Origin of the sequence: Pseudomonas sp. 9.2(2024), from assembly GCF_039695385.1 — a bacterium.
Classification (GTDB): Bacteria; Pseudomonadota; Gammaproteobacteria; order Pseudomonadales; family Pseudomonadaceae; genus Aquipseudomonas; species Aquipseudomonas paraglycinae.
Genome location: NZ_CP155585.1, coordinates 5,317,917 through 5,342,940 on the forward strand (window position 1 = coordinate 5,317,917; position 25,024 = coordinate 5,342,940).

At 59.3% G+C, this 25,024-nt stretch carries 28 protein-coding genes, 1 tRNA gene and 1 pseudogene; 16 read left to right on the top strand and 14 right to left on the bottom strand.

Translation table 11 applies throughout. The features are described 5' to 3' along the window. Positions 1 to 23: 23 nt before the first annotated feature. From yajC to queA, 3 genes are read right to left on the bottom strand one after another with little or no spacing between them, the layout of a single operon-like run. Entirely contained in the window at positions 24 to 359 is a 336-nt protein-coding gene (gene yajC, locus ABFB52_RS23880) for a preprotein translocase subunit YajC (protein ID WP_007956696.1), read from the bottom strand. A 43-nt stretch (positions 360 to 402) separates the two neighbouring features. Next, positions 403 to 1,518, bottom strand: a complete 1,116-nt coding sequence (tgt, locus tag ABFB52_RS23885; RefSeq protein WP_161794909.1) for a tRNA guanosine(34) transglycosylase Tgt — start codon at positions 1,516 to 1,518, stop codon at positions 403 to 405. Positions 1,519 to 1,532: 14 nt separating this feature from the next. Beyond that, the gene (gene queA / locus ABFB52_RS23890) at positions 1,533 to 2,582 is read right to left on the bottom strand and encodes a tRNA preQ1(34) S-adenosylmethionine ribosyltransferase-isomerase QueA (protein ID WP_129973670.1); all 1,050 of its coding nucleotides are present in this window, start codon (positions 2,580 to 2,582) and stop codon (positions 1,533 to 1,535) included. A gap of 108 nt (positions 2,583 to 2,690) precedes the next feature. Between queA and ABFB52_RS23895 the strand changes: the two genes are divergently transcribed. The 3 genes from ABFB52_RS23895 to ABFB52_RS23905 all read left to right on the top strand — a co-directional run bounded on the left by ABFB52_RS23895 (position 2,691) and on the right by ABFB52_RS23905 (position 3,674). Continuing rightward, a tRNA-Leu gene (locus ABFB52_RS23895) sits at positions 2,691 to 2,775 on the top strand. Between the two features lie 93 nt (positions 2,776 to 2,868). Next, positions 2,869 to 3,198 carry a hypothetical protein gene (locus tag ABFB52_RS23900; RefSeq protein ID WP_007956700.1) on the top strand — a complete coding sequence of 110 codons (330 nt, stop codon included), beginning with the start codon at positions 2,869 to 2,871 and terminating at the stop codon, positions 3,196 to 3,198. 110 nt (positions 3,199 to 3,308) lie between these two features. Continuing rightward, complete coding sequence (locus ABFB52_RS23905) at positions 3,309 to 3,674, top strand: hypothetical protein (protein WP_085745327.1); 366 nt, start codon at positions 3,309 to 3,311, stop codon at positions 3,672 to 3,674. 24 nt (positions 3,675 to 3,698) lie between these two features. Here the strand turns inward: ABFB52_RS23905 and ABFB52_RS23910 are convergent, their stop codons facing one another. Beyond that, positions 3,699 to 4,448, bottom strand: a complete 750-nt coding sequence (locus ABFB52_RS23910; RefSeq protein ID WP_129973669.1) for a hypothetical protein — start codon at positions 4,446 to 4,448, stop codon at positions 3,699 to 3,701. A 118-nt stretch (positions 4,449 to 4,566) separates the two neighbouring features. Here ABFB52_RS23910 and ABFB52_RS23915 point away from each other — a divergent pair, with 118 nt between their 5' ends. The 5 genes from ABFB52_RS23915 to ABFB52_RS23935 all read left to right on the top strand — a co-directional run bounded on the left by ABFB52_RS23915 (position 4,567) and on the right by ABFB52_RS23935 (position 8,494). Further along, positions 4,567 to 4,920 carry a hypothetical protein gene (locus ABFB52_RS23915; protein WP_085745329.1) on the top strand — a complete coding sequence of 118 codons (354 nt, stop codon included), beginning with the start codon at positions 4,567 to 4,569 and terminating at the stop codon, positions 4,918 to 4,920. Positions 4,921 to 5,053: 133 nt separating this feature from the next. After that, a complete protein-coding gene (locus ABFB52_RS23920; protein WP_129973668.1) occupies positions 5,054 to 5,800 on the top strand; it encodes a hypothetical protein in 747 nt (248 codons plus the stop codon). Between the two features lie 71 nt (positions 5,801 to 5,871). Next, a complete protein-coding gene (locus ABFB52_RS23925) occupies positions 5,872 to 7,791 on the top strand; it encodes an alkaline phosphatase D family protein (RefSeq protein ID WP_129973667.1) in 1,920 nt (639 codons plus the stop codon). Between the two features lie 197 nt (positions 7,792 to 7,988). After that, entirely contained in the window at positions 7,989 to 8,243 is a 255-nt protein-coding gene (locus tag ABFB52_RS23930) for a type II toxin-antitoxin system prevent-host-death family antitoxin (RefSeq protein WP_085684641.1), read from the top strand. Further along, complete coding sequence (locus tag ABFB52_RS23935) at positions 8,240 to 8,494, top strand: Txe/YoeB family addiction module toxin (protein ID WP_085745332.1); 255 nt, start codon at positions 8,240 to 8,242, stop codon at positions 8,492 to 8,494. Before ABFB52_RS23930 ends, ABFB52_RS23935 begins: the two co-directional genes overlap by 4 nt. Here the strand turns inward: ABFB52_RS23935 and ABFB52_RS23940 are convergent. Then, positions 8,488 to 9,675: an aspartate aminotransferase family protein gene (locus ABFB52_RS23940; protein WP_085745333.1), complete on the bottom strand. Its 1,188-nt coding sequence runs from the start codon at positions 9,673 to 9,675 to the stop codon at positions 8,488 to 8,490. The genes ABFB52_RS23935 and ABFB52_RS23940 overlap by 7 nt on opposite strands. Before the next feature lie 102 nt (positions 9,676 to 9,777). Here ABFB52_RS23940 and ABFB52_RS23945 point away from each other — a divergent pair, with 102 nt between their 5' ends. The 4 genes from ABFB52_RS23945 to ABFB52_RS23960 all read left to right on the top strand — a co-directional run bounded on the left by ABFB52_RS23945 (position 9,778) and on the right by ABFB52_RS23960 (position 12,600). After that, positions 9,778 to 10,683 (top strand): LysR family transcriptional regulator, encoded by a 906-nt coding sequence (locus tag ABFB52_RS23945; protein ID WP_007956710.1) that lies wholly within the window; start codon positions 9,778 to 9,780, stop codon positions 10,681 to 10,683. Between the two features lie 45 nt (positions 10,684 to 10,728). Continuing rightward, positions 10,729 to 11,133 (top strand): GNAT family N-acetyltransferase, encoded by a 405-nt coding sequence (locus ABFB52_RS23950; protein ID WP_085745334.1) that lies wholly within the window; start codon positions 10,729 to 10,731, stop codon positions 11,131 to 11,133. 64 nt (positions 11,134 to 11,197) lie between these two features. Continuing rightward, entirely contained in the window at positions 11,198 to 11,722 is a 525-nt protein-coding gene (locus ABFB52_RS23955) for a hypothetical protein (RefSeq protein WP_085745335.1), read from the top strand. Positions 11,723 to 11,895: 173 nt separating this feature from the next. Beyond that, positions 11,896 to 12,600, top strand: coding sequence for a hypothetical protein (locus ABFB52_RS23960; protein ID WP_102688213.1), 705 nt, complete (start codon positions 11,896 to 11,898; stop codon positions 12,598 to 12,600). Positions 12,601 to 12,669: 69 nt separating this feature from the next. On the opposite strand, the gene ABFB52_RS23965 is transcribed toward ABFB52_RS23960, so the two are convergent. The 6 genes from ABFB52_RS23965 to cyoA form a co-directional block, all read right to left on the bottom strand. Continuing rightward, positions 12,670 to 13,161: a RidA family protein gene (locus ABFB52_RS23965; protein WP_007956714.1), complete on the bottom strand. Its 492-nt coding sequence runs from the start codon at positions 13,159 to 13,161 to the stop codon at positions 12,670 to 12,672. Between the two features lie 230 nt (positions 13,162 to 13,391). Next, positions 13,392 to 14,279 (bottom strand): heme o synthase, encoded by an 888-nt coding sequence (cyoE, locus tag ABFB52_RS23970; protein WP_007956716.1) that lies wholly within the window; start codon positions 14,277 to 14,279, stop codon positions 13,392 to 13,394. Between the two features lie 10 nt (positions 14,280 to 14,289). Next, on the bottom strand, positions 14,290 to 14,625 hold the full coding sequence (gene cyoD / locus ABFB52_RS23975) for a cytochrome o ubiquinol oxidase subunit IV (protein ID WP_007956718.1): 336 nt from the start codon (positions 14,623 to 14,625) through the stop codon (positions 14,290 to 14,292). Next, positions 14,625 to 15,251, bottom strand: coding sequence for a cytochrome o ubiquinol oxidase subunit III (locus ABFB52_RS23980; RefSeq protein ID WP_007956720.1), 627 nt, complete (start codon positions 15,249 to 15,251; stop codon positions 14,625 to 14,627). Before ABFB52_RS23980 ends, cyoD begins: the two co-directional genes overlap by 1 nt. 3 nt (positions 15,252 to 15,254) lie before the next feature. After that, positions 15,255 to 17,285 carry a cytochrome o ubiquinol oxidase subunit I gene (cyoB, locus tag ABFB52_RS23985; RefSeq protein WP_007956721.1) on the bottom strand — a complete coding sequence of 677 codons (2,031 nt, stop codon included), beginning with the start codon at positions 17,283 to 17,285 and terminating at the stop codon, positions 15,255 to 15,257. Between the two features lie 3 nt (positions 17,286 to 17,288). Then, a complete protein-coding gene (gene cyoA / locus ABFB52_RS23990; RefSeq protein WP_011335843.1) occupies positions 17,289 to 18,230 on the bottom strand; it encodes a ubiquinol oxidase subunit II in 942 nt (313 codons plus the stop codon). A gap of 27 nt (positions 18,231 to 18,257) precedes the next feature. On the opposite strand from cyoA, the pseudogene ABFB52_RS23995 reads away from it, so the two are divergent. Beyond that, positions 18,258 to 18,523: pseudogene (locus tag ABFB52_RS23995) on the top strand (hypothetical protein). 531 nt (positions 18,524 to 19,054) lie between these two features. On the opposite strand, the gene ABFB52_RS24000 reads toward ABFB52_RS23995, so the two are convergent. From ABFB52_RS24000 to hmpA, 3 genes are all read right to left on the bottom strand, one after another. Then, complete coding sequence (locus tag ABFB52_RS24000; protein ID WP_007956723.1) at positions 19,055 to 19,564, bottom strand: disulfide bond formation protein B; 510 nt, start codon at positions 19,562 to 19,564, stop codon at positions 19,055 to 19,057. A gap of 25 nt (positions 19,565 to 19,589) precedes the next feature. After that, a complete protein-coding gene (locus tag ABFB52_RS24005; RefSeq protein WP_129973666.1) occupies positions 19,590 to 20,150 on the bottom strand; it encodes an ester cyclase in 561 nt (186 codons plus the stop codon). Positions 20,151 to 20,369: 219 nt separating this feature from the next. Further along, complete coding sequence (hmpA, locus tag ABFB52_RS24010; RefSeq protein ID WP_129973665.1) at positions 20,370 to 21,551, bottom strand: NO-inducible flavohemoprotein; 1,182 nt, start codon at positions 21,549 to 21,551, stop codon at positions 20,370 to 20,372. Between the two features lie 163 nt (positions 21,552 to 21,714). Between hmpA and norR the strand changes: the two genes are divergently transcribed. From norR to ABFB52_RS24025, 3 genes are all read left to right on the top strand, one after another. Beyond that, positions 21,715 to 23,271, top strand: coding sequence for a nitric oxide reductase transcriptional regulator NorR (gene norR, locus ABFB52_RS24015; RefSeq protein WP_129973664.1), 1,557 nt, complete (start codon positions 21,715 to 21,717; stop codon positions 23,269 to 23,271). Between the two features lie 307 nt (positions 23,272 to 23,578). After that, the gene (locus ABFB52_RS24020; protein WP_129973663.1) at positions 23,579 to 24,481 is read left to right on the top strand and encodes a chemotaxis protein; all 903 of its coding nucleotides are present in this window, start codon (positions 23,579 to 23,581) and stop codon (positions 24,479 to 24,481) included. 27 nt (positions 24,482 to 24,508) lie between these two features. Then, positions 24,509 to 24,967: an N-acetyltransferase gene (locus tag ABFB52_RS24025; protein ID WP_129973677.1), complete on the top strand. Its 459-nt coding sequence runs from the start codon at positions 24,509 to 24,511 to the stop codon at positions 24,965 to 24,967. Positions 24,968 to 25,024 lie beyond the last annotated feature (57 nt).

Sequence of the window (25,024 nt, forward strand, 5' to 3'; positions counted from 1 at the left end):
TCGATTGAGTAGAAGTTGGAACCTTAGATCGCTTTCAGCGTGCCTTTTGGCAGCGTGGCGGCGATGGCGCCCTTCTGGAACTTCATTTCCACGGTGTCGGAAACTTCCAGAACCACGAAGTCATCGGCCACTTTGGTGATCTTGCCGGCGATGCCGCCGGTGGTGACCACTTCGTCGCCCTTCTGCAGGCTGCTCAGCAGGTTCTTCTGCTCTTTGGCGCGCTTGGCCTGTGGACGCCAGATCATCAGGTAGAAGATGACCAGGAAGCCGACCAGGAAAATCCACTCGAAGCCGCCGCCCATAGGCGCTGCAGCCGGTGCAGCCGCGTCAGCCATGGCATTAGAGATAAAAAAGCTCATTTAGCACTCCAGTTGCAAATGTTGAATCTTGGGGTCAGAAAACTCAGTCCAAAGGCGGAACGGGAAGCCCGCGTTTGGCGTAGAAGGCATCGACAAAGGCGGCCAATGTACCCTGTTGAATAGCCTCGCGCAAACCAGCCATCAGCACCTGATAATGGCGCAAATTGTGGATGGTATTGAGCATGCTGCCGAGCATTTCGCCGCACTTGTCCAGATGATGCAGATAAGCGCGGGAGAAGTTCTGGCAGGTATAGCAATCGCAGGTCGGATCCAGCGGCGAATCATCATGGCGATGGAACGCGTTACGGATCTTCAGCACGCCTGTATCAATGAACAGATGCCCGTTGCGGGCATTACGGGTTGGCATCACGCAATCGAACATGTCCACACCGCGGCGCACACCCTCAACCAGATCTTCCGGTTTGCCAACGCCCATAAGGTAACGAGGTTTGTCAGCCGGCATCATGCCCGGCAGGTAGTCCAGCACCTTGATCATTTCGTGCTTGGGCTCGCCCACCGACAGACCGCCGATGGCCAGGCCGTCGAAGCCGATCTTGTCCAGGCCTTCCAGCGAGCGCATGCGCAGGTCCTGATGCATGCCGCCCTGAACGATACCGAACAGCGCCGCCGTGTTGTCGCCATGGGCATTCTTCGAACGCTGGGCCCAGCGCAGCGACAGCTCCATGGACACACGGGCCACGTCTTCGTCAGCCGGGTAGGGGGTGCATTCGTCGAAGATCATCACGATGTCCGAGCCCAGATCGCGCTGGACCTGCATCGACTCTTCCGGGCCCATGAACACTTTCGAGCCGTCGACCGGGGAGGCGAAGGTCACGCCCTCCTCCTTGATCTTGCGCATGGCGCCGAGGCTGAACACCTGGAAACCGCCGGAGTCGGTCAGGATCGGACCTTTCCACTGCATGAAATCGTGCAGGTCGCCGTGTTCCTTGATCACTTCGGTACCCGGGCGCAGCCACAGGTGGAAGGTGTTGCCCAGAATGATCTCCGCGCCCGTGGCGACGATGTCACGCGGCAACATGCCCTTGACCGTGCCGTAGGTGCCCACCGGCATGAAGGCCGGGGTCTCGACGGTGCCACGAGGGAAGGTCAGACGACCACGACGAGCCTTGCCATCGGTGGCAAGCAACTCGAAAGACATACGACAGGTGCGACTCATACGGATTCCTCTGGGCCGCGGGGAGCGGGATTACGGGTGATGAACATCGCATCACCGTAGCTGAAAAAGCGGTATCCGTTATCGACCGCGGCTTTGTAGGCAGCCATGGTTTCCGGATAACCGGCGAATGCCGAAACCAGCATCAACAGCGTGGATTCGGGCAAATGGAAATTGGTGACCAGCGCATCGACCACATGGAACGGCCGGCCCGGGAAGATAAAGATGTCGGTGTCGCCGCTGAACGGCTTGAGCACGCCATCGCGGGCGGCGCTTTCCAGCGAACGCACGCTGGTGGTGCCGACAGCGATGACTCGACCGCCGCGCTCACGGCAAGCGGCGACTGCATCGACCACGTCCTGACCGACTTCCAGCCACTCGGTGTGCATGTGGTGATCTTCGATCTTCTCGACGCGCACCGGCTGGAACGTGCCGGCGCCGACGTGCAGCGTGACGAACGCAGTCTCGACGCCCTTGGCGGTGATCGCTTCCATCAGCGTCTGATCGAAATGCAGCCCCGCCGTCGGCGCCGCCACCGCGCCGAGTTTCTCGGCATACACGGTCTGATAGCGCTCGCGATCCGAACCTTCATCCGGGCGGTCTATATAAGGAGGCAACGGCATGTGCCCGACGCGATCAAGCAGCGGCAGCACTTCTTCGGCAAACCCCAGCTCGAACAGCGCATCGTGACGCGCCAGCATCTCGGCTTCGCCGCCGCCGTCGATCAGGATCTTCGAACCCGGCTTCGGCGACTTGCTGGAACGCACATGGGCCAGCACGCGGTGGGTATCGAGCACGCGTTCGATGAGGATTTCCAGCTTGCCGCCGGAGGCCTTCTGCCCGAACAGGCGCGCCGGAATCACCCGGGTATTGTTGAACACCATCAGATCGCCCGGGCGCAAATGCTCAAGCAGATCAGTGAATTGACGGTGTGCCAGGGCGCCGCTGACCCCATCCAGGGTCAACAGGCGACTACCGCGACGCTCGGCCAAAGGATGGCGGGCAATCAGCGAATCAGGAAGCTCGAAGGTAAAGTCAGCAACGCGCATGATGGGGTTCGTCTAGCAGGGCCGGAAAGTCTAGCGGAAATATCGAAAATTGACCATGAAACGTGATTGACCAACGGTAGGCACCTCTCTATACTTCGCCGCCATTGAGCCCTGATGGCGGAATTGGTAGACGCGGCGGATTCAAAATCCGTTTTCGAAAGGAGTGGGAGTTCGAGTCTCCCTCGGGGCACCAAAATTAGAAAAGGTCTTGCTTAGCAAGGCCTTTTTTTTCGTCTGTCGGAAAGTGCCGCCGGCCCTCCGGCGAGATCCCACACAGGTTCACCCCATGGAAACGTCACTGGAAACCGTCGCCCTGTTCTCCCTGAAACTCGCGTACGAGGAAGAAGGCCTGAGCCCGATCCTGCGCGATGACATGGTCATGGGCGACTATCAGAAAGACGTGTTCGAATTGCTGGTGCGCCGGGGTGATGTCGAGACGATTCAGTTCAAGATGAACGAGTGTCTGGCGCTGGCGATGGATGCGTTGGGTGGCGTCGAGAAACCGTTGGGGCGGGAGCTGCACAAGTTGTCGACCGACTTCAGTCAGGCGCAGTCGCTGGAGCAGCTGGATCAGCCGCTCCTCGCGCTCAAGGGTTATTTGAAGGACATTCTTTAAGCTACGCAGATGAAGAAAGTGGCGCGAAGCTACTATTTTGATATCTTGCCGTCCACTCGCCAGAGGCCTGTCAACCGCCTCTGTTATCGCGCACTCGGGAATGAACCAAAATGGATGCTGTGTTGTGCTTGCTGGTGATGGCTGGAACCTGGCTATGGGTGGTGAAGCAACGGGGTGAGTGGAACCTGTTGCTGGCCAACCTTGCCGGCGCCGGAAGTGGCGTGGTTACCGGCATTGTGTTCACGCTGATTTACGACGCAGTCATTGGTACGTCGATGGCGACACCCAACCTGCATCGCAGTCTGGTGGTGTTCATCACCAGCGCGGGCGTTCTGGCGGGGGTATGGCTGTGGATTGCCAATCGCCGTCAACCCGAACATCCGGTTGCACGTCAGTTGCTCGGCGCGGTGTGTGGCTTGGTCGCCGGCATGGCGACCCTGCTGTTTCTTGCTGTGAATTACTTCCCCCACACGTGACTGGACGGCGTTACTGTTTTGCGGTCAGCGCCGAGCCTTCAACACCCGAATCTCAGTAGGAAACCCATCCGCCCCCACCAGTTTCTTCCAGCCCACATACTGAAACTCGCCCCGCTCATCGATGTAATCACCCTTCTCCACCGACCTGCCGCCGACAATCGCCACGCGTTTTTCCTCGCCACATCCGCCATCCGACGGCCGAACGGTGTAGATCACATACGGCTTCACGTATCGCGTGGCGCGAAAGTATTGGCCGCAGACTTCATCGACAGTAATCATCATGGTTTTCAGGCGTGCTTCGCCGTCCATGTCTTCGTGAAGTTTGAGGAAGGAGATTTCACCGACATCGCTGTAGCCGAGTGAACGGGCGCGCTGGTATTCAGGGGAGTTCTGGTGGGCGATCCGGCCTTGCTCGGCGGCCTGGTTCATTCTGTCGGCGAACTCGGCTTTGCCACGGGCAATCATCGCATCGGCCTCGGCCGCCACGTTTTCGCATTGAGCGAATTCCCCGGAGGCGAGGTATTGGGGAGGCAGGTTTGGGCGGTGCTCATTCATGCTCCCCTGGCTGTTCTCCAAATCGCCCATCACCTCAAAGGCGCCGGGCACGCGACCGCTCTGGACGTCGGCCATTTTTTCCTGCATGCGCTGACAATTGGCGAGGTAATACTTCCAGCTGTTTTCCGGGTGCTCTTTCCAGGCGGCGAATGCCGGGGTCATGGCGCTGGCGAAGGTGATTGCACACAGCAGACGCAGAGCAGGGGCGACTTTTGACATGAGTAGTCCATTACAGGAATCAGGAAAGTAGCGCGAAGCTACTATTTTGCTATCTTGCCGTCCAGTGTCGGCCCGGGAGCCATGGGCCTGACGAAACTGATTCAAAAGGAGGGGTGCGATGGATGCAGCGTTTTGTCTTTTAGCCTGGGTGACCATGTGGGTGTGGGTGGTCAAACATCGTGGCACCTGGAACCTGTTCCTCGCCAACCTGCTGGGCGCTGCCAGCGGCATGCTGGTAGGTCTGGTGGTCTCGGAGTTCTACATCGGTCTGTTCGGGTCGAGCCGTCCGCACGTAACCGGTCTGACGACCACATTGCTGGAAATGATGACAACCGCCGCGGCGCTGGTCGGCGTATGGATGCTGGTCGCCCGACGCTCGCAAGTCGAGCCCCTGATTGCGCGGCAGCTGCTGGCAGGCCTTTGCGGCACAGTGGCCGGCATTACCGCTCTGGCGTTTTTTGCGCTCAAGTGATCTGTATCGACACGGCGTGTGAAGGTTCTTGTGGCGCCAGAAATCTATTTTGATATCTTGCCGCCCATCTTTCAGTGCTCGTTATCGGAACGGCGCTGATATCCGGCTTCAGCAGGTTTAAGGAAAGGATCGAATGGAGTTTCTGCGTTTTCTGGCATTTGTCGCGGCCTGGGGTTTCATGTGGCGCTGGGTAGTGAAAAACCGCGGCAGCTGGAATCTGTTTTACGCCAACCTGGTCGGTGTCGCGGGCGGTTTCATTGTTTCGATGGTGGTGCTGGCGATCACTTTTTCATTGTTCCCGTCGGCGCATCGCTACGACGCCGCGCAGACTGAAAACGTCGCGGCACAGCGGGAAGCCGAGCCGACCTCGCTGCTGCCGGAAGCCGAGGCGGTTGCAAGCCCTGCTTCACTGAAAGACGCGCCGGTGTTCGCCGCTATCGAGCCGGACAACACGCCCTCTCCAGCGGACTCCGCGTTGCTGCCGAATTACGCCAGTCGCGCGCCGAAGACGATGTCGGTGCAAACCGTGATCGACCAGAGTGACGATGAGGGGCGTAAGGCCCTGACAGTGCTGAGCAAAAAATTGCGCGCCGACGCGCAGGGCGACAAGTCGATGCTCGCGTATGTCATGTGCAGCCCGTTCGTGACCAGCACCTTGCGCTTCCCCGCGTCTGCCCGGTTTGCCGACAGCAAAAGCCTGACGCCGCAACGCTTCAAGGATCAGGTCTACACCTTCAGCAACACCGTCACCGCGCGGAACATGAATGGAGACGACGTGACGTACCGCTTCGACTGCTCCGTACAGGAACAGCCGAGAGTCGACGCGACACCTGCCGAATGGCGCCTGTTGGCGCTGAAGCTGGAAAAAGCGGGCTCTTAAGCCTGGTTTAAGGGTTCGAGGCGCCGGCTGCGCTATCATCGCCGGCCTGTGCGCCTTGAGCTTTTCCCCCGATGCCTCCGACACCTGATGACCTGAGCCCGTTGCCTGCTGTTCTGGCCGGGCCACTGCTGCGCCGACTGGAACCGACACGCTTAGTGTTTTGGCTGGTCGGCAGCCGCGAGCTGTCGTTGACCTTGCGCCTGCAAGGCGTAGGAGACATTCCACTGGATGCCGGGAAATGCGCGGTCATTCCGGTAGGCAACCGGGCATTTGTTCACCTGATCGATGTCCCCCTCGAGACGGCCCTGCCCTGCGACACCCGCATCGACTACGACCTGTTGAACGATGGCCAGCAGCCCATCGCCGATTGGGCGCCACACCTGCTTTACGACAACGCCACCAGCCCGAACTTCGTCCTGCGTTCGCGCATCGACCAGTTGCTCCACGGTTCCTGCCGCAAGCCCCATCACCCGGCCGCCGACGGTCTGCTCTGCGTTGATCGGTTGCTGGCCGCCGAAACCGATCCGCAGCAACGTCCCGCCCTGTTGATGATGAGCGGCGATCAGGTTTACGCCGACGACGTGGCCGGTCCGATGTTGCGGGCGATTCATGCCCTGATCGAGCGCCTCGGTCTGTTCGGTGAGCACCTCGAAGGCGCGGTGGTCAGCGACAGCGCCAAACTCTACGAACACCCGGCCAGCTACTACCACCGCGCGGATTTGCTGCCGGCACTCGAAAGCAACGAGACATTGCGCGAGCGCTTTTTCGGGGGTGCGCGCAAGCCGATTTTCACCAGCAGCAGCGCCGACAATCACCTCGTGACGTTTGCCGAAGTCATGGCGATGTATTTACTGGTGTGGTCGCCAACGCCCTGGACACTGGTCAATCCGCAGCCGCCGGCACTGACGCCGGAACGCCTCAAGCGCTATGCCCTCGAACAGACCCGCATCGACGGGTTCAAGGCCGGCCTCGGCCAGGTGGCCCGGGCACTGGCGCATCTGCCGAGCCTCATGATTTTCGACGACCATGACATCACCGATGACTGGAACCTGTCCGCGCAATGGGAGGAAACGGCCTACGGCCACCCGTTCTCCAAACGCATCATCGGCAACGCGCTGATCGCCTACATGTTGTGTCAGGGCTGGGGCAACAATCCGGATGCATTCAGCGCTGTACTGGAGAAAACCCGAGGCCTGAGCGCCAGCGGTGACGACCGCTATCTTGACACTCCCGTGCAGGACGAACTGATTGAGGAACTTCTGCGCTTTCAGCAATGGCATTTCGTAATGCCAACCAGTCCGGCGCTGGTGGTACTCGACACCCGAACCCGACGCTGGCGCAGCGAGATGGCGCTCAAGCAACCGTCGGGTTTGCTGGACTGGGAAGCCTTGAGCGAACTGCAGCAGGAACTGCTCGACCACCCTTCAGCGATCATCGTTTCGCCGGCACCGATCTTCGGTGTGAAGCTGATCGAAACCGTGCAGAGAGTATTCAGCTGGTGCGGTTATCCACTGCTGGTGGACGCAGAAAACTGGATGGCCCATCGCGGCGCAGCCCAAGTGATCCTGAACATTTTCCGACACTCGCGTACACCGGGCAGCTACGTGGTGCTGTCAGGCGACGTGCATTATTCCTTCGTCTACGAAGTCCTGATCCGACACCGCAAGGCCGGCCCGCGCATCTGGCAGATCACCAGCAGCGGCATCAAAAACGAGTTCCCGCCCACCCTGCTGGAATGGTTCGACCGCCTAAATCGCTGGCTCTACTCACCACGCTCGCCGCTCAACTGGCTGACCAAACGCCGCCGCATGCGCATCGTCCCGTACGTGCCGGAACACGCCGAAGCGGGTGAACGGCTGTGGAATTCGGCGGGGATTGGTCAGGTGTTTTTCAATCAACAGGGGCAACCGAAAGACATCATCCAGCACAACGCGAACGGCGCACCGAAGACCCGGATGCTGGCGCCGGATTTGTCGGACTACCCTGATTAGAGAAATCTCACGTAGAGAGTGAGAGGGATGGCAGGCTCGTCGGAATCAGCTTACAGAAGGCACAGAAACGTCTCGATGAGACTTCGGTGATACTCACTACACCGCAGGCAGCCCGTCTGTGGCACAACCACGGGTAGGAATCGCCTTGTCGCCCTGTACTCATTTCTGAACGTTCTTTGTATCAAGCGAGGTGTGAGATGGACACTATCAACTACACCACAGCTCGTGCGCACTTGGCTGAAACCATGGAACGCGTGAATGAAGACTGCGCCCCATTGTTGGTAACCCGTCAAAAAGGCGAGCCTGTAGTCATGATGTCTCTGGCCGAATACAACGCGCTGGAAGAAACGGCTTATCTGCTGCGTTCTCCGGCCAATGCCGAGCGCTTGATCAAATCGATTGGCGAAATGCGCGCTGGAAAAGCCAAAGTCAGGCAGCTGTTCGAAGAATAAAAATCCAGTTCACGCCAACGGGCTGGGAAGACTACTTATGGTTTCAACAAAACGATAAGGCCGGTCTCAAACGAATCAATCTTCTGATCAAAGCGATCCAGCGCCAACCCTTTGAAGGCTTGGGTAAACCGGAGCCGCTCAAGCACAACATGAGCGTCTTCTGGTCACGGCGGATAACTGCCGAGCATCGCCTGGTCTATGCAATCGTAGACGGCGAAATCTGCGTCATAACTTGCAGATTTCACTACTGACCGGGGGATGAGACAAGGCTCAGGGAACGGCCAACTCCTCTGACAATCATCCCCACCTCCCGCTCATCAATCGTCAGCGGCGGCAGCAACCGAATCGTCTTGCCGCGAGTGACGTTGATCAGCAGTCCATGATCCCGTGCCGCAATCAATGTCAGGTCGCGGACCGGCTGTTTGAGTTCGATGCCGATCATCAGCCCTTGTCCACGAATCGCCAGCACATTCGGATTGTCCGCCAGCTCTGCGCGCAAGCGGGTCAGCAGGCGCTCGCCTTGGACCCTGGCATTTTCCAGCAGGCCTTGTTCCTCAATGATCTCGAGCACGGTGCAACCCACCCGGCACGCCAGTGGATTACCGCCGAAGGTGCTGCCGTGGCTGCCGGGGGTGAACAGATCCGCCGCCCTGCCCCGTGCCAGGCAAGCGCCGATCGGCACGCCGTTGCCCAGGCCCTTGGCGAGGGTCATGACGTCGGGAACGATGCCTTCGTGCTGAAACGCGAACCAGCGGCCGGTACGGCCGATACCGGTCTGGATTTCGTCGAGCATCAGCAGCCAGGCGTGATGGTTGCACAATTCACGCAGGGCCTTGAGGTAGCCGGGCGGCGCCAGTTGCACGCCGCTTTCGCCCTGGATCGGTTCGACCAGAATCGCCACGATCCGCTGACCATGTTTGCGCTGCACTTGCTCCAGCGCCTGAAGATCGCCGAACGGCACTTTGACGAAATCCCCGGGCAACTCATTGAAGCCCAGGCGCACCGCCGGGCCATCGCTGGCGGACAAGGTGCCGAGGGTACGGCCATGAAACGCGTTGGCCATGACCACCACCAGCGGCTGTTCGATACCTTTGCGCCAGCCATACAGGCGCGCCAGTTTCAGCGCGGTTTCGTTGGCCTCGGCACCGGAGTTGTTGAAAAACGCCCGCTCCATCCCCGCCAGCCGCGTCAGCTTCTGCGCCAGCGATTGTTGCCAGTCGATGCTGTAGAGATTGGACGTGTGCAGCAACAATCCCGCCTGCTCGCTGATCGCCGACACGATGCGCGGGTGCGAGTGACCGACATTGGTCACCGCCACGCCTGCCACTGCGTCCAGATACTCGCGGCCCGCCTGATCCCAGAGTCGGGTGCCCAGGCCTTTGATGAAGCTCAAGTCCAGCGATTGATAGGTATTCATCAGGGCGGCGGTCATGTCGGCAAACTCCAGCGAGGTGAGAGGTGCTGGCAGTATGGTTATCCACCTGAACTGGATAAACTCGGCAAAACTTCAATCATTTAAAAGCCGGGCTTCATAATGGATTTGTTCCAGTCGATGAGCGTGTACGTCAAGGTTGTGGAGTCCGGCAGCATGACGGCGGCCGCGCTGCAGTGCGAAATGTCCACGACCATGGTGGGCAATCACCTGCGGGCGCTGGAGCAACGGCTCGGCGTGCAACTGTTGCAACGCACCACCCGTCGCCAGCGGCTGACCGAGTTCGGCAGCGTTTACTACCAGCGCTGTCTGGAAGTACTCGGTCTGGTCGCCGACTCCGAACGCCTCGCCGAGCAGACGCTTGATGAACCGCGCGGCATCCTGCGGGTCACCGCGCCGCTGACCTTTGGCGTCGAACGTCTGGCCCCGGCGCTCAGTGAGTTTTCCCTGCAATGTCCGCAGGTCAAACTCGACGTGATCCTGACCAACCGCCGTCCGGATCTGCTGGAAAGCGGCCTCGACGTGGCCTTCCGACTGGGCCACTTCGACCAGTCCAACCTGATCGCCCGCCCGCTGATCGACTACACCCTGACCGTCTGCGCCTCCCCGGAATACGTGGCCCGACGCGGCATGCCGCTCACGCCCGAAGAACTGCGTCAGCACGACTGCCTGTCCTTCGCCTACCCCGCCGGCGATGACTGGCAATCGGTGGAAAAACAGTGGCGCCTTAGCGGCCCGGACGGAGAAATCATGGTCGACGTCAAAGGCCCGATGCTGATCAACAGCTCCGCCGGCCTGCATCAGGCCGCACGCACTGGCATGGGCATCGTGATGCTGCCGGATGCGCTGGTGGAACAGGACCTGCGCGACGGCCGACTGGTCGTGGTGATGCCGGACTACCAGCCGCCGAACCGCCCGATGCATCTGCTTTACGCGCCGGATCGCTATCGGCTGCCGAAACTGCGTCGCTTCGTCGAGTTCGCCATGCAGATGTGGGGCAGACCGTAAGCAACGCGGCTACTGTTGGAAATACACCAAGGACGGAATCAACGAATGAACAAAGACATTTCAATACGCGACCTTCTGCCCACGGAAGTGGAGGCAGCAAGGCAGTTTCTGGAGGCGCACGGCTGGGGCCATCGCACCGGCACCGCCGAACATTTCGCACAGCTTGTTCAGAACTCTCAGCGCAGCGCTGTGGCATTGAGCGGCCAGCAAATTGTCGGTTTCGCCCGTGCCATCACCGATGGTTTGTCCAACGGTTACCTGTCGATGGTCGTGGTCGACGGGCAACACCGGCGCGCGGGAATCGGGCGGGCGCTGGTCGAACATGTGATAGGCGATAACACCGACATTACATGGGTTCTGCGTGCCGGGCGCGAAGGTGCTGAAGCGTTTTTTGCCAGCCTGGGGTTTGAAACGTCGGTGATCGCGATGGAGCGTTTGCGACTGAAATAGCCGACGGTTACTGTGACCCCGACTATGCTCCACCCTCCTCCTTTTCCAGCATGGATGCTGCGCAATGCTCACGATTCTGCAAAACACTCCGATACGGGTTTACCTGATTTTTCTGCTGGTGGTTTATTTCGGCATCAAGTCGTTTTCTCCCCGACGCGAGAGTCGTGTCTCGATGCTGATAACGCCCCCGGCGTTTTTGGCATGGTCGCTGTACTCCCTGAACCTGTCGATCAACCCGGCCTTGTTTTTCAGCACCTGGTTCGGCGCGCTGTTGCTGGGCGGTCTCTCGGCCTGGCTGGTATTCTCGCGGCGGGGCGTGGTGCTCGACGACTCTGCGACAGGGCTGATCATGCCGGGCACGGTAAAAATCCTGATCATGTACCTGATGTTCTTTTCCGCGAACTACTACTTCGGTTACCAGCATGACGTGAATCCGGAGATTTCCGCGTCCCCGGACATGCAGCTGCTCAAGTCCGGCATTGCGGGTTTCATGTGCGGCCTGATCGGTACCCGTTCGTTGAAGCTCTACTGGACGCTGCGTGGCCTGACGTCCCGGCGACTACCCGAGAACGCTGTCGCCAATGAATGAGACAGGACACGCGCGGTGCCTGGTTGCCCTTCACAAATCATCCGGACAAATAATCGGCACCACCGGCCCCTTGCTCCGTGACAACGCTGCCGCGCTCCCCTAAATTAGTCGGCCTGAAAAAGCCCCCAGCGCTTTCTCGTCTCATCTCAAGTTAAAAAAGTAGTGAAATTTCAATGTCCGATTTCAACACCGCTGAATCCGTAGTCACTCTGTCGTCCAAAGCGGAATACGAAAACTCCATCAATCTTTCACAACACATCCCACAGGCGAAGATCATCAGCGAGATGGTGCTGGACGCGTTCCAGTCGAGCCGCGAAAGCGATCAGATCCGCGAACTGCGCGCCGCGATCCGTCAGGCCCACGACCGCTTCGATGACGACCAGGCCTATGAGCTGATGGGCGAACTCAAGCGCCTGAAGGACGCCGAAGCCGCCGACATCGCCGCCCTCGAAGATCTGAGCAGCAAATTCCCGATCAGCCGCATCCTGTCCAGCTTCAAGGACGATCCGGCGTTCCAGGAAATCGTCTATGGCCTGGCCCTCAAGGTTCTGAACCAGACCCACCAGGCGATCAGCAACCCGAGCGGCGGCAAGAGCAAGGCCGCACGCGCCAAGAAAGACGTTGAAGTGTTCAGCATCAGCAAGGACGGCATCAGCGTGACCCTGCCAATGCGCACACCGCGCTCGCGCCTGAGCGTGGATCGCGAGGCACTGGAATTCCTCGGCTTCACCTTCGTCGGTGAAGGCGACGATGCGGAAATCGAAGGCGAAACCTTCGTCGACAACGCCGGCACCGAGCACGCGATCAACCGCAAGAACATCATCACCGCGCTGCAACAGCAGACCGCGTTCGACGGTTACAGCATCGCCGCCCAGTAATACCGGCGCTGACGAAAAAGCCCCGCTCTGAACTTCAGGCGGGGCTTTTTGTTGTCCGCAGATTGGCGGTTATGCCGATGGGTGCACGGCGGCAATCATGTCGACTTCGATGGCTGCGTTTTTCGGCAACTGATAGACACCGACGGTGGTGCGGGTATGGCGCCCGACATCGCCCAACACATAACTGAATACGTCCGATGCACCGTTGGCGACTTCGCTGAGGTCGACGAAATCCGGCGTGGACTTCACGTACACCGTGACCCGCAACAACGACCGGACCTTGTCCAGCGAACCGACTGCATCGACGATAAAGGCCAGACACCGCATCGCGCTGATACTCGCCGCGGCCTGCGCATCCTTGAGCGTCAACTCCTGCCCCACCCGCCCCGGATACTGAATCTTGCCCTCGGTGCGCGGCACCATGCCGCTGATGTAGATCTCGTCGTGATGACGGATCAACGGCGCGTAATTGCCACCCACCGTGTTCTCACCGTTGATGTCGTAATTCAGCTCTTTTGCCAGGGCAATGAATCGCTCGTCGCAGGTCATCCTCTCAGTCATTTCGCCCAGCCTCTTGATCGATGCATGTAGTTGGATCCGAATCTAGGGCTTTTGCCTATCGACCGCAACCTGTCGATTTCTAGCTAGTCGTTTCGAGGGAATGGCTGATAACCCCACCCTTTTGGGAGAGAGTCCGTTCGCGACAAAGGGCGTCGTTTCTCCATCATCCGAGCAACAAAAAACCCCGCTCATCTCTCGATGAACGGGGTTTCTCGTACAACGTTTGAACCTTACGGCGCGTACGTCAGCAGCAGCTCGGTCGGCACCTTGAAGTCCAGGGACATCATGACGCTCAACGCGGTGATGGTGAAGATCGAGAACACGAACAGCTTGCGTGCCCAGACCGTGTCATCCACCGCCTTGTAGCCGGTCCAGGCCATGTACAGCCAGTACATGCCCATGGCCGCGGCGACGGCGAGGTAGCTCATGCCGGCGTAACCGCTGAAGGTCAGCATCAAGGTCGCCACGAGGAAGGCCAGGATGTAGATCAGGATGTGCTTCTTGGCCACCTGGATCCCGCGCTTCACTGGCAGCACCGGAATCGATGCGGCCAGGTAATCGTTGAAGCGGAAGATCGCGATGGCGTAGGAATGCGGCATCTGCCACAGGCTGAACATCACCAGCAGGGTCAGCGCGGCCATGTCGAAGCTGTTGGTCACGGCCACGTAACCGATCACCGGCGGCATGGCGCCCGACAGACTGCCCACCAGCGTGCCGTGAACCGACTTGCGCTTGAGGTACAGGCTGTAGAAGCCGACGTAGATGATGAAGCCGATCACGGCGAACAGGGCAGCCAACGGGTTGGCCACCTTGTACAGCAACGCAACGCCGGCGACACCCAGGACGGTCGCATAGACCAGGGCCAGTTTCAGGGAGATCAAGCCCTGGACCAGCACCCGGTTCTTGGTGCGTTCCATCTTCAGGTCGATGTCGCGGTCGATGCAGTTGTTGAACACGCAACCGGAGGCCACAACCAGGGAAGTGCCGATCATGGCTGCCAGAAACACGGCCAGATCGACATGCCCTTTCGAGGCCAGGAAGAACCCGCCTGCCACAGAAAGCACGTTACCGAAAATGATCCCCGGTTTGGTGATTTGGATAAAGTGCTTGAGCGACATCGGGTTTACCTCACTTCGCCATCATGTAGGTGTGGATGCTGAACATGATCCACAGCGACAGACCGACCAGCAGCACGATCACGATGGCCGTAAAGACGAACGCAATCACGTTGTTACGTTGAGCGATGGAACGGTCCAGGTGCAGGAAGTAATACAGGTGAACGATCACCTGGATCACGGCGAACAGCAGGACGATTGCCAGCGTCGTCGACTTCGGCAGGGTCGGGAACATCACCAGGCCGAACGGGATGACGGTCAGGATTACCGACAGGATGAAGCCAATGGCGTACGACTTTACGCTGCCGTGGCCAGCATCATGGCTGTCATGGGAGTGTGCATTAGCCATTACAGGGTCCCCATCAGGTAAACAACGGTGAATACGCAGATCCACACCACGTCCAGGAAGTGCCAGAACAGGCTCAGGCAGCTCAGACGGGTCTTGTTGGTCGCCGTCAGGCCGTGCTTGTTGACCTGGTACATCATGATGCCCATCCAGATCAGACCGGCAGACACGTGCAGACCGTGGGTACCGACCAGCGTGAAGAACGCCGACAGGAAGCCCGAACGGCTAGGACCGAAGCCCTCGGAGATCAGCAGGTGGAACTCGTTGATCTCCATGGCGATGAAGCCTGCGCCGAGCAGGAAGGTCATGAACAACCAGCCCAGAACCTGCTGCTTCTTACCTTTGTACAACGCCAGCATGGCGAAGCCGTAGGTGATCGAACTGAACAACAGCAGAGCGGTTTCGCCCAGCACGTATGGCAGTTCGAAGATGTCGTGGCCCGACGGGCCACCGGCGACGTTGTTTACCAGTACCGCGTACACCGCGAAGATCGACGCAAACAGAATGCAGTCGGTCATCAGGTAGAGCCAGAAACCGTATACGGTCATCTCGCCCGAGTCGTGGTGATGGTCATCGTGCCCATGGTCATGACCATGGGCGTGTCCAGCATTGGTCACTAAGTTCGACATTGTTTAAGCCTGTTCCAACTTGGTTTCAACACGGGTTGCGGAAGCAGGGATCTTCCCGGCCGCTACCAGACGCTTGTGCTGCTCGGCTTCGATGCGCTCGATTGTTTCAACCGGCACCATGTAGCCCTGATCGTCACGTGCTGCGTGAATCACGAAGTAGATGACAGTGCCGGCCAGGCTGGCGATCGCCAACCACCAGATGTGCCAGATCATCGCGAAACCGAACACGGTCAGCAGTGCGCCCATCACCACGCCAGTGGCGGTGTTGTTCGGCATGTGGATCGGTTCGTACTTGGCCGGAGCCTTGTACGCAGTACCGTTTTCCTTGGCCTCGGTGAACGGATCGATGCAGTCTGCTTTTGGCAGTACAGCGAAGTTGTAGAACGGAGGTGGCGACGAGGTCGACCATTCCAGGGTATGGGCATTCCACGGGTCACCGTGTTCGCACATGTTTTCCGGCTTGTTGCGGTCACGCACCGACACGTACAGCTGGATCAGCTGGCAGGCGATACCCACAGCAATCATCACCGCACCGAACATGGCAACGTACAGGTACGGTACCCACTCAGGGTTGGTGGTGGCGTTCAGACGACGGGTCATGCCCATGAAGCCCAGAGCGTAGAGCGGCATGAACGCGACGAAGAAGCCCGAGATCCAGAACCAGAACGCTGCTTTACCCCAGCCTTCGTGCAGCTTGAAGCCGAACGCTTTCGGGAAGTAGAAGCCGAAGCCTGCGATGTAGCCGAATACCGCGCCGCCGATGATCACGTTGTGGAAGTGAGCGATCACGAACAGGCTGTTGTGCAGAACGAAGTCAGCACCCGGAATGGCCAGCAGTACGCCGGTCATACCGCCGATGGCGAAGGTCACCATGAAGCCCAGGGTCCACAGAACCTGGCTGGTGAAGCGCAGACGGCCCTGGTAGATGGTGAACAGCCAGTTGAACAGTTTCACACCCGTCGGGATGGAAATCAGCATCGTCGCCAGACCGAAGAAGGCGTTGACGCTGGCACCCGAACCCATGGTGAAGAAGTGGTGCAGCCAAACCATGAAGCCCAGTACCGAGATCGCGCCCGAGGCGTAGATCATCGAGTGGTGGCCGAACAGTTTCTTGCCGGTGAAGGCCGAGATGACTTCCGAGAAAATGCCGAACGCCGGCAGGATCAGGATGTAAACCTCAGGGTGGCCCCATGCCCAGAACAGGTTGACGTACATCATTGGATTGCCACCAAGTTCATTGGTGAAAATGTGGAAATCCATGTAACGGTCAAGGGTCAGCAGTGCCAGGGTAGCGGTCAGGATCGGGAACGAAGCCACGATCAGAACGTTTGCCCAGGTGCAGGTCCAGGTGAAGATCGGCATGTCCATCAGTTTCATGCCTGGGGTACGCATTTTCAGCACGGTCGCGAGGAAGTTGACCCCCGTTAACGTTGTACCCAGACCCGATAGCTGTAGCGCCCAGATGTAGTAGTCCATCCCCACGCCAGGGCTGTATTGCAGACCCGACAGCGGTGGATAGGCAACCCAGCCGGTCTTGGCGAATTCGCCGACGCCCAGGGACAGGTTGATCAGCACGACGCCGGATACCAGCAGCCAGAAGCTCAGGGAGTTCAGGAACGGGAACGCAACGTCACGCGCGCCGATCTGCAGCGGAACTGCAAGGTTCATCAGGCCGGTGAAGAATGGCATCGCCATGAAGATGATCATGATCACACCGTGAGCGGTGAAGATCTGGTCATAGTGTTCAGGTGGCAGGTAGCCAGGCGAACCCTCGGTGGCCATGGCCAGCTGGGTACGCATCATGATGGCGTCGGCAAAACCGCGCAGCAGCATGACCATGGCGACGATGATGTACATCACGCCGATTTTCTTGTGGTCGACCGACGTCAGCCACTCGGTCCACAGGTAAGTCCACTTCTTGAAGTAGGTGATTGCAGCGAACAACGCCAGACCACCGAGCGCGATCATCGAGATGGTGACCATCACGATCGGCTCGTGGAAAGGGATCGCTTCCCAACTTAATTTACCAAACATCGTTTACTCCTCTGCCCCGGCAGCTGAATGCGAATTCGAGTCCATATCCGTTGCCGCCACTTCTTTCTCTTTCTTCTCGTGCTTCAGCGGCTTGCCCGGTTTCATGCCTTCGTACTTGTCGACGATGGTCTGGAACAGGTTCGGCGTGACCGAGGAGTAGAGCTCGACTGGATTGTTCTGGCTTGGCTTGGCAAGGGCTGCGTATTCAGCGGCTTCAAGCTGTTTAGGTGCCTTTTTGACTTCACTTACCCAGGCGTCGAAATCTTCCTGAGAAGTTGCGATCGCTTTGAATTTCATACCGGTGAAACCAGCGCCGCTGTAGTTGGCGGAGATACCGTCCATTTCAGCGTTGCGGTCAGCGATCAGGTGCAGCTTGGTGGTCATGCCCGCCATCGCGTAGATCTGGCCGCCCAGGCCCGGGATGAAGAACGAGTTCATCACCGCGTCCGAAGTGATCCGGAAGTTAACCGGGGTGTGCGCCGGGAACACGATCTTGTTGACCGTGGCGATGCCTTGTTCCGGGTAGATGAACAGCCACTTCCAGTCCAGCGCGACCACTTCGATGGTCACAGGCTTGACGTCGGATTCGATCGGACGATACGGATCCAGCGAGTGGGTCGACTTGTAGGTGATGTAACCCAGGGCAATGATGATCAGGACCGGGATGGTCCAGACTGCCACTTCGATCTTGGTCGAGTGCGACCATTTCGGGGTGTAGACGGCGTTCTTGTTCGAGGCACGGTACTTCCAGGCGAACAGGAAGGTCATCACGATGACCGGCACAACGACCAACAGCATCAGCAGCGTGGCGGTGATGATCAGGTTGCGCTGTTCCAGGCCGACCTGGCCCGTTGGATTGAGCAAGGTCATGTTGCAGCCTCCCAGCAACAACGTGCCGAGCAGCGGCACTAGGCCTAGTAATCTGGGGTACCTGTTTTTACTCATCTCACGACCTCTAAAGCAGCTTGCGCAATGCAGTTGGGTTTTGATCGCCAACACTTCACCCTGCCAAGGGTTGGCATTTTCTTTGGATTGAATAAGGGCCGCCCGTCGCGCGTCAGACGCTCGACAAAACCTGGGACAGCGGTCAGTTCTTATTCGAATTCGTGGTCAAAGGCCTTGTTACAGACCAATTCCATTTGGTGCGGAAAGTTGGAAGGCACCGACACCTGGGTGTCTCGCAAGCCTCTCGGCTGCTCGACACCCGACTTCCTGCTCGCCTCCTTAATAAAGGCTGAACAGTGCCGGGAATTCAGTGCGGGCGATTGTAGATAGGTAGCGCCCTATACACCATGTCTTATCCCGAAATAATTTTTATCGCTCCGAGCAACAATCCATCACCGTTTTTGCAAAAGTTCCGCATGTTATCGAAATCGATTCTCAACAAAAACACCAAAAAATGTAGGTCTATCGGCCTCAGTTCAGACAGCTCCGAGGGCTTTTTCCCACGGCGCGATCCGCGCAAAGCCCGATATGCCAAGGCTTTTGGCCATCTGCCGGAGTCTGTTAAAACTGCCTGATCCGGCACACGCGTGCAAAAACCGAAAAACGCTGAAACAGACCAATCCTTTTTTGTAACAGCACTCCAATCCGGGCCTGTGAAACGAGCTGCGACACGGCCTGTGTGACAACATGTCGCACACCTGTCGCACCCTTCCTTGCCGTTCGTCACGGTGTTTTCACACAGACCCTGAAATGCAAAACGCCTCGATCTGCGTCACCGCAAATCGAGGCGTTTGGTTTATCGGCGCACGCGCCGAAAAGTTGATTCAGCGCAACGCTTTTCGGTTACGCGAGGTCAGCAGCGGCACCAGGATCACCACCAGCACGAAGGCCACGAGTGCCCATTGCGCCAGCGACAGGCCGAGGATCGGCGGGTACGGCGTCGAGCAGAAACCGTCGACCTGGAAGCCCAGCGGGAAGATCTTTGCCAGCGGCAGGTCATCGACGATCGGTTGCAATACATCGATGCCGCAGCTCACCGCCGGATAGAACTGGGTGTACACGTGATGCCCGGCGACACCGGCGCCGGCGATGGCACAAATCACCACCAGCACCTCGAACACCGTGATGCTGCGTCGGGTGCGCATGGCCGCGCCGATGAACGCGAACAGCGCGATCAGCAGCAACGCATAACGCTGCAGGATGCACAGCGGGCACGGCGCCTCGCCCAGCACGATCTGCATGTACAGCGCGCCGCCGATCAGCGCCAGGCAGATGATGCCCAGCAACACCAGATAGCGCCGCTCACGTCCCAATCGAATCGTTTCCTCGCTCATCGCGTTTCCCTTTCATGTCCATGGTTCAGCTGGCCGGCGGCTGCGCTTGCAGTTGCGCCATCAGGCTGATGTTGTCTTCGATATGCCAATTGGCCGCGATGCGACCGTTGTCGATCTGATAGATATCGGTTGCCCGGAAGTCTACACGCTGGCCCTGCCCTTTGAGAGCCTTGAACGTGCCGGTGAAATGCCCGCGAAAGTGCAGATGCACCACCACGCGATCCCCGGCGACGATCATTTGCTCGATCTCGCAACTCAAGTCCGGCACCGCCGTGCGAAAGAACTTCGACGCCAGCAGCGGCCCGGTCGGCCCCTGCACCCGGCCTTCCGGCGGGGTCTTGTCGACGAACTGCGGCGACAGGGCGGCGATGGCCAACGCCTCTTCACCCGTGTTCCAGAAACTGCCGTAACGCCGCGCCGCCAGTTCCATTGCATCTCGCTGGGCCTTGGGCAGGCTCTGATCGACGATCAGGGTCTGTGGCTGGATCAACGCGGATTCGGCGAACGCGAACGGACTGGAAAACAAGGCAACCGACAGGCCCAAAGTGGCCAGGCTGAAACGACGGGAAGAGGCGAAGTGCGACATGGGGGCGATCCTGATCATGTAAACGAACGAGCGCCTATCATCAGCATCGGGGAATAAACGATAAACCGGTTAAGAAACGATTAACCTTTAAACAGAATTTAAGAATCAGGACCGCGCCGACCCCTTTCGCGAGCAGGCTCGCTCCCACATTGGATCTGTGTCGCACACAAATCCTGTGGGAGCGAGCTTGCTCGCGATTGAAGGCGACTCGGTTCCGGATTATTCCAGAGCAGCAGCCGGCCCGAAGAACTCATACCGGCTCTGCTTCTCAGGCACACCCAGCGCCTTCAGGTGACGCTTGATCGCCCCCATGAAGCCTTTCGGCCCGAGGAAGTAAGCGTCCACATCACGCTCCGCCGGCAGCCACTCGCCCAGTTGCTCCTCGCTCAACAACCCGACCTTGTCCGCCGCCGGGCTCACACCATCATCTTCGGCGTAGCAATAGAAGCGCTTGAGCTGCGGATGACGCGCGGCCAGCCCGTCGATCCAGTCACGGAACGCGTGCACGCTGCCGTTGCGCGCACTGTGGATGAAGTACACCGGACGCTCGGTTTCCAGCGCCGCTTCCAGCATCGCCAAAGTCGGAGTGATGCCGACGCCGCCGCTGATCAGCACCAACGGTTTGTCGCTGGCCGTCAGGGTGAACTCCCCCGATGGCGGGAACAGCTGGATGCTGGCGCCGACATGCAGTTGATCGTGCAGGTAATTGGAGGCACGGCCGCCCGGTTCGCGTTTGACGCTGATGCGGTACTGACCTTTGTTGGCCAGTGCCGACAGCGAGTAATTGCGGCGGATTTCTTCGCCGTCGAGGATCAGCTTCATGCCGATGTACTGGCCTGGCTCGGCTGCGAGAATCGGGCCCTTGTCCGCCGGCTCGAAGTAGAACGAAATGATTTCCGCGCTCTCCTCGACCTTGGCCGCGACGATGAACTCCCGCGCCCCGCGCCAGCCGCCGACGGCTTGCTCTTTCTGGTCATAAATGGCGGTTTCGGCGCCGATCAGGATCTCGGCCAACTGACCGTAGGCTGCGCCCCAGGCGTTCATCACTTCCGGCGTGGCGATTTCTTCGCCGAGCACTTCGGAGATGGCGCGCAGCAGGCAGGTGCCGACGATCGGGTAGTGTTCCGGCAGGATCTGCAACGCCACGTGCTTGTTGATGATCTTCGCCACCAGATCGCCCAACTGGTCGAGTTGATCGATGTGACGGGCGTACATCAACACGCCGTTGGCCAGGGCGCGGGGCTGGTCACCGCTGGCCTGGTGGGCCTGGTTGAACAGCGGGCGGACCTCCGGGTACTCGGAGAGCATCATGCGGTAGAAATGGGTGATCAGCGCTTCGCCGCCGCTTTCCAGCAGAGGCACAGTGGATTTGACGATGGCACGATCCTGGACGCTAAGCATAAGGGTGACTCCTGAGCTTTCTCTAAAAGTGCCTTATCCATTCCAGCATTCGTGCCAACTATTTTTTCTGTACAAATCAATAGCTTGAAAATTATGTAGTCAGATCGACACAAGCGCCTCTATAGTCGCTTCGACTACAACGTGTCTCTTTGACTACAAGCCTATGTCCGCCAAATCATTGCTCACCGCCCTGCTCCCACTGGTCTCCGACCTGTCCCGCGAACTGCCTGAAGGCGAGCGCTACCGACGCCTGCTCGAAGCCATGCGCGCCCTGCTGCCCTGCGATGCCGCCGCCCTGTTGCGCCTCGACGGCGAGTGGCTGGTGCCGCTGGCTGTGGATGGCTTGAGCACCGACACCCTCGGCCGCCGGTTCAAGGTCAGCGAACATCCGCGCTTTGAAGTGCTGCTGGCCGGCGAAGGGCCGACCCGTTTCGCCGCCGACAGCGATCTGCCCGATCCGTATGACGGATTGGTCGACGGCCTCGACGATCATCTTGAAGTTCACGACTGCCTCGGCTGTCCGTTGTTCGTCGATGAAAAACTTTGGGGCCTGATTACTCTCGACGCCCTCGATCCCGAGCGTTTCGAACCGATCGAGCTCGACGCCCTGCAAGCCTTCGCCAGTCTCGCCTCGGCCACTGTGAATGCCGCTGAACGCATCGAGCGTCTGGCGATTCGCGCTGAAGACGAACACCAGCGCGCCGAGGTTTATCGTCAGGCCAGCGGTCAGCAAAACCGTGAAATGATCGGCCAGAGCAAGGCCCACAAACGGCTGGTGGAAGAAATCAATCTGGTCGGCGGCAGCGACCTGACCGTGCTGATCACCGGGGAAACCGGGGTCGGCAAAGAGCTGGTGGCCCAAGCCATTCACGCCGCTTCCAAGCGCGCCGACAAACCGATCATCAGCCTCAACTGCGCGGCGCTGCCGGACACACTGGTGGAGAGCGAACTGTTCGGCCACGTGCGCGGCGCCTTCACCGGCGCCACCAGCGACCGGCGCGGCAAGTTCGAACTGGCCAATGGCGGCACGCTGTTTCTCGATGAAGTCGGCGAGTTGTCGCTGACCGTCCAGGCCAAGCTGTTGCGGGTTTTGCAGAGCGGCCAGTTGCAACGTCTGGGTTCGGACAAGGAACACCAGGTCGATGTGCGCCTGATCGCCGCGACCAACCGCGACCTGGCTGAAGAAGTGCGCAGCGGCCGCTACCGCGCCGACTTCTACCATCGCCTCAGCGTCTACCCGTTGCGGGTACCGGCGCTGCGAGATCGGGGTCGCGATGTGTTGCTGCTCAGCGGCTATTTCCTAGAACAGAACCGCTCGCGCATGGGCCTCAACAGCCTGCGCCTGAACAGCGACGCCCAGGAGGCGTTGCTGGCTTATAGCTGGCCGGGCAACGTGCGGGAACTGGAACACTTGATCGGACGCAGCGCACTGAAAGCGCTGGGCAACTGCAAGGTGCGGCCGAAGATTCTCAGCCTGAGCGCGATGGACCTCGATCTGCCGCGCGAGGTTGTGGATAACTCGTCGGTGCCGTCCGAAGCGACTGCCGCCCTGCCATTGATCAGCGGTGACCTGCGCACCGCCACCGAGCAGTATCAGCGGCAGTTGATCAGCGCGGCGCTTGAGCGCAATCAGGACAACTGGGCCAGTGCCGCCCGTGAACTGAGGCTGGACCGGGCGAATCTGGCGCGGATGGCCAAGCGGTTGGGGATGAAAGGCTAAAAGCACACCCTCACCCTAGCCCTCTCCCTGAGGGAGAGGGGACTGATTGGGGGATATTGCAGAAATCCGCCGACGTGAACGATCTTTACTGAATCCAGATCGACTCGGTCATTCAGGTCGATGTACAACGCCAGACACCTCGGTCGGCCCCCTCTCCCTCCGGGAGAGGGCTGGGGTGAGGGGCTCTGGATCTCAAAGCCACCCGACAACTAACCTAAAGCCCAACCTTTTGACGCCGATAACCCGGCATCAATAGTTTCTGGCGATTTCCACTCTCGCCCATCACCTTTTTCCACAGAAGGTTTTTATGTCTTCCAACAAAGCCCGCGCAGATTCACTTTCGCTTCTGCTGTTTACCTTGCGCAGCGGCAAGCTGATGGCGATCAACCTGCTGAAGGTCAGTGAAATCATCCCCTGCCCGCCGCTGACCAAGCTGCCGGAGTCGCACCCGCACGTCAAAGGCATCGCCACCCTGCGCGGCGCTTCGCTGTCGGTGATCGACCTGAGCCGCGCCATCGGCGAGCGGCCGCTGGAAGATCCGAACGGCGGCTGCCTGATCGTCACCGACGTCAGCCGTTCGAAACAGGGCCTGCACGTGCAGGCAGTGAGCAAGATCGTGCATTGCCTGACCACCGACATCAAACCGCCGCCGTTCGGTTCCGGCGGTTCACGCGCCTACATCACCGGCGTGACTTCGGTGGACGGCACGCTGGTGCAGGTGCTGGACATCGAAAAAGTCATCCACGGCATCGCCCCGGCGCAGATCGACATGGCCCCGACCGAGCTGAGCATGGAAGACGCCGAAGTGCTGGGCAACGCGCGGATTCTGGTGGTCGACGACAGTCAGGTGGCGCTGCAGCAATCGGTGCACACCCTGCGCAACCTCGGCCTGCAATGCCACACCGCGCGCAGCGCCAAGGAAGCCATCGATTGCCTGCTGGACCTGCAAGGCACGGCGCAGCAGATCAACCTGATCGTCTCCGACATCGAAATGTCCGAGATGGACGGCTACGCCTTCACTCGTACCCTGCGCGAAACCCCGGACTTCGCCCACCTCTACGTGTTGCTGCACACCTCGCTGGACAGCGCGATGAACAGCGAAAAGGCCCGCCTCGCCGGCGCCAACGGCGTGCTGACCAAGTTCTCCTCACCGGAGCTGACCCACTGCCTGATCGAAGCGGCCAAGCATGTCGCTGCTCAGGGTCACTGAGTCTTGAGCGAGACGTTCTGCTTTTTGATGCGGCGCGACCTGAGCCAGGACGTGCCGACCATCGAATGGCCGAACGGCATCGAACTCAGCACCTACAGCGCCGAACGCGCATCCACCGTGCATGAACTGATGCAGATCGGCTACCGCGAAGGCGGTGGTCGGGTGCCAGCGCTGGACGTGTGGCAAAAGCAGTTTGAAAACGACCCGGAATACGATCCGGCACTGTGTTTCATCGCCAGCGATGCCGAAGGCGTCATTGGGGTGGCGCAATGCTGGACCAGTTCCTACATCAAGAACCTGGTGGTGCATCCTCGCGCCCAAGGACGTGGATTGGGTCGGGCTTTGCTGCTTCATGCATTCAAGGCGTTTCAGGATCGACGCGAAGGATTTGTCGACCTGAAGGTGCTGGAGAGCAATCAGCGAGCGCAGCGCTTGTACGAAATGTCTGGAATGTATGTGGTTCGCCGGGAAATGGTGCCGGACTGACAAACTAAAATCCTGCGGCATGTTCCAACCTTGGCGATCAAACCTCCAAGGATGCCC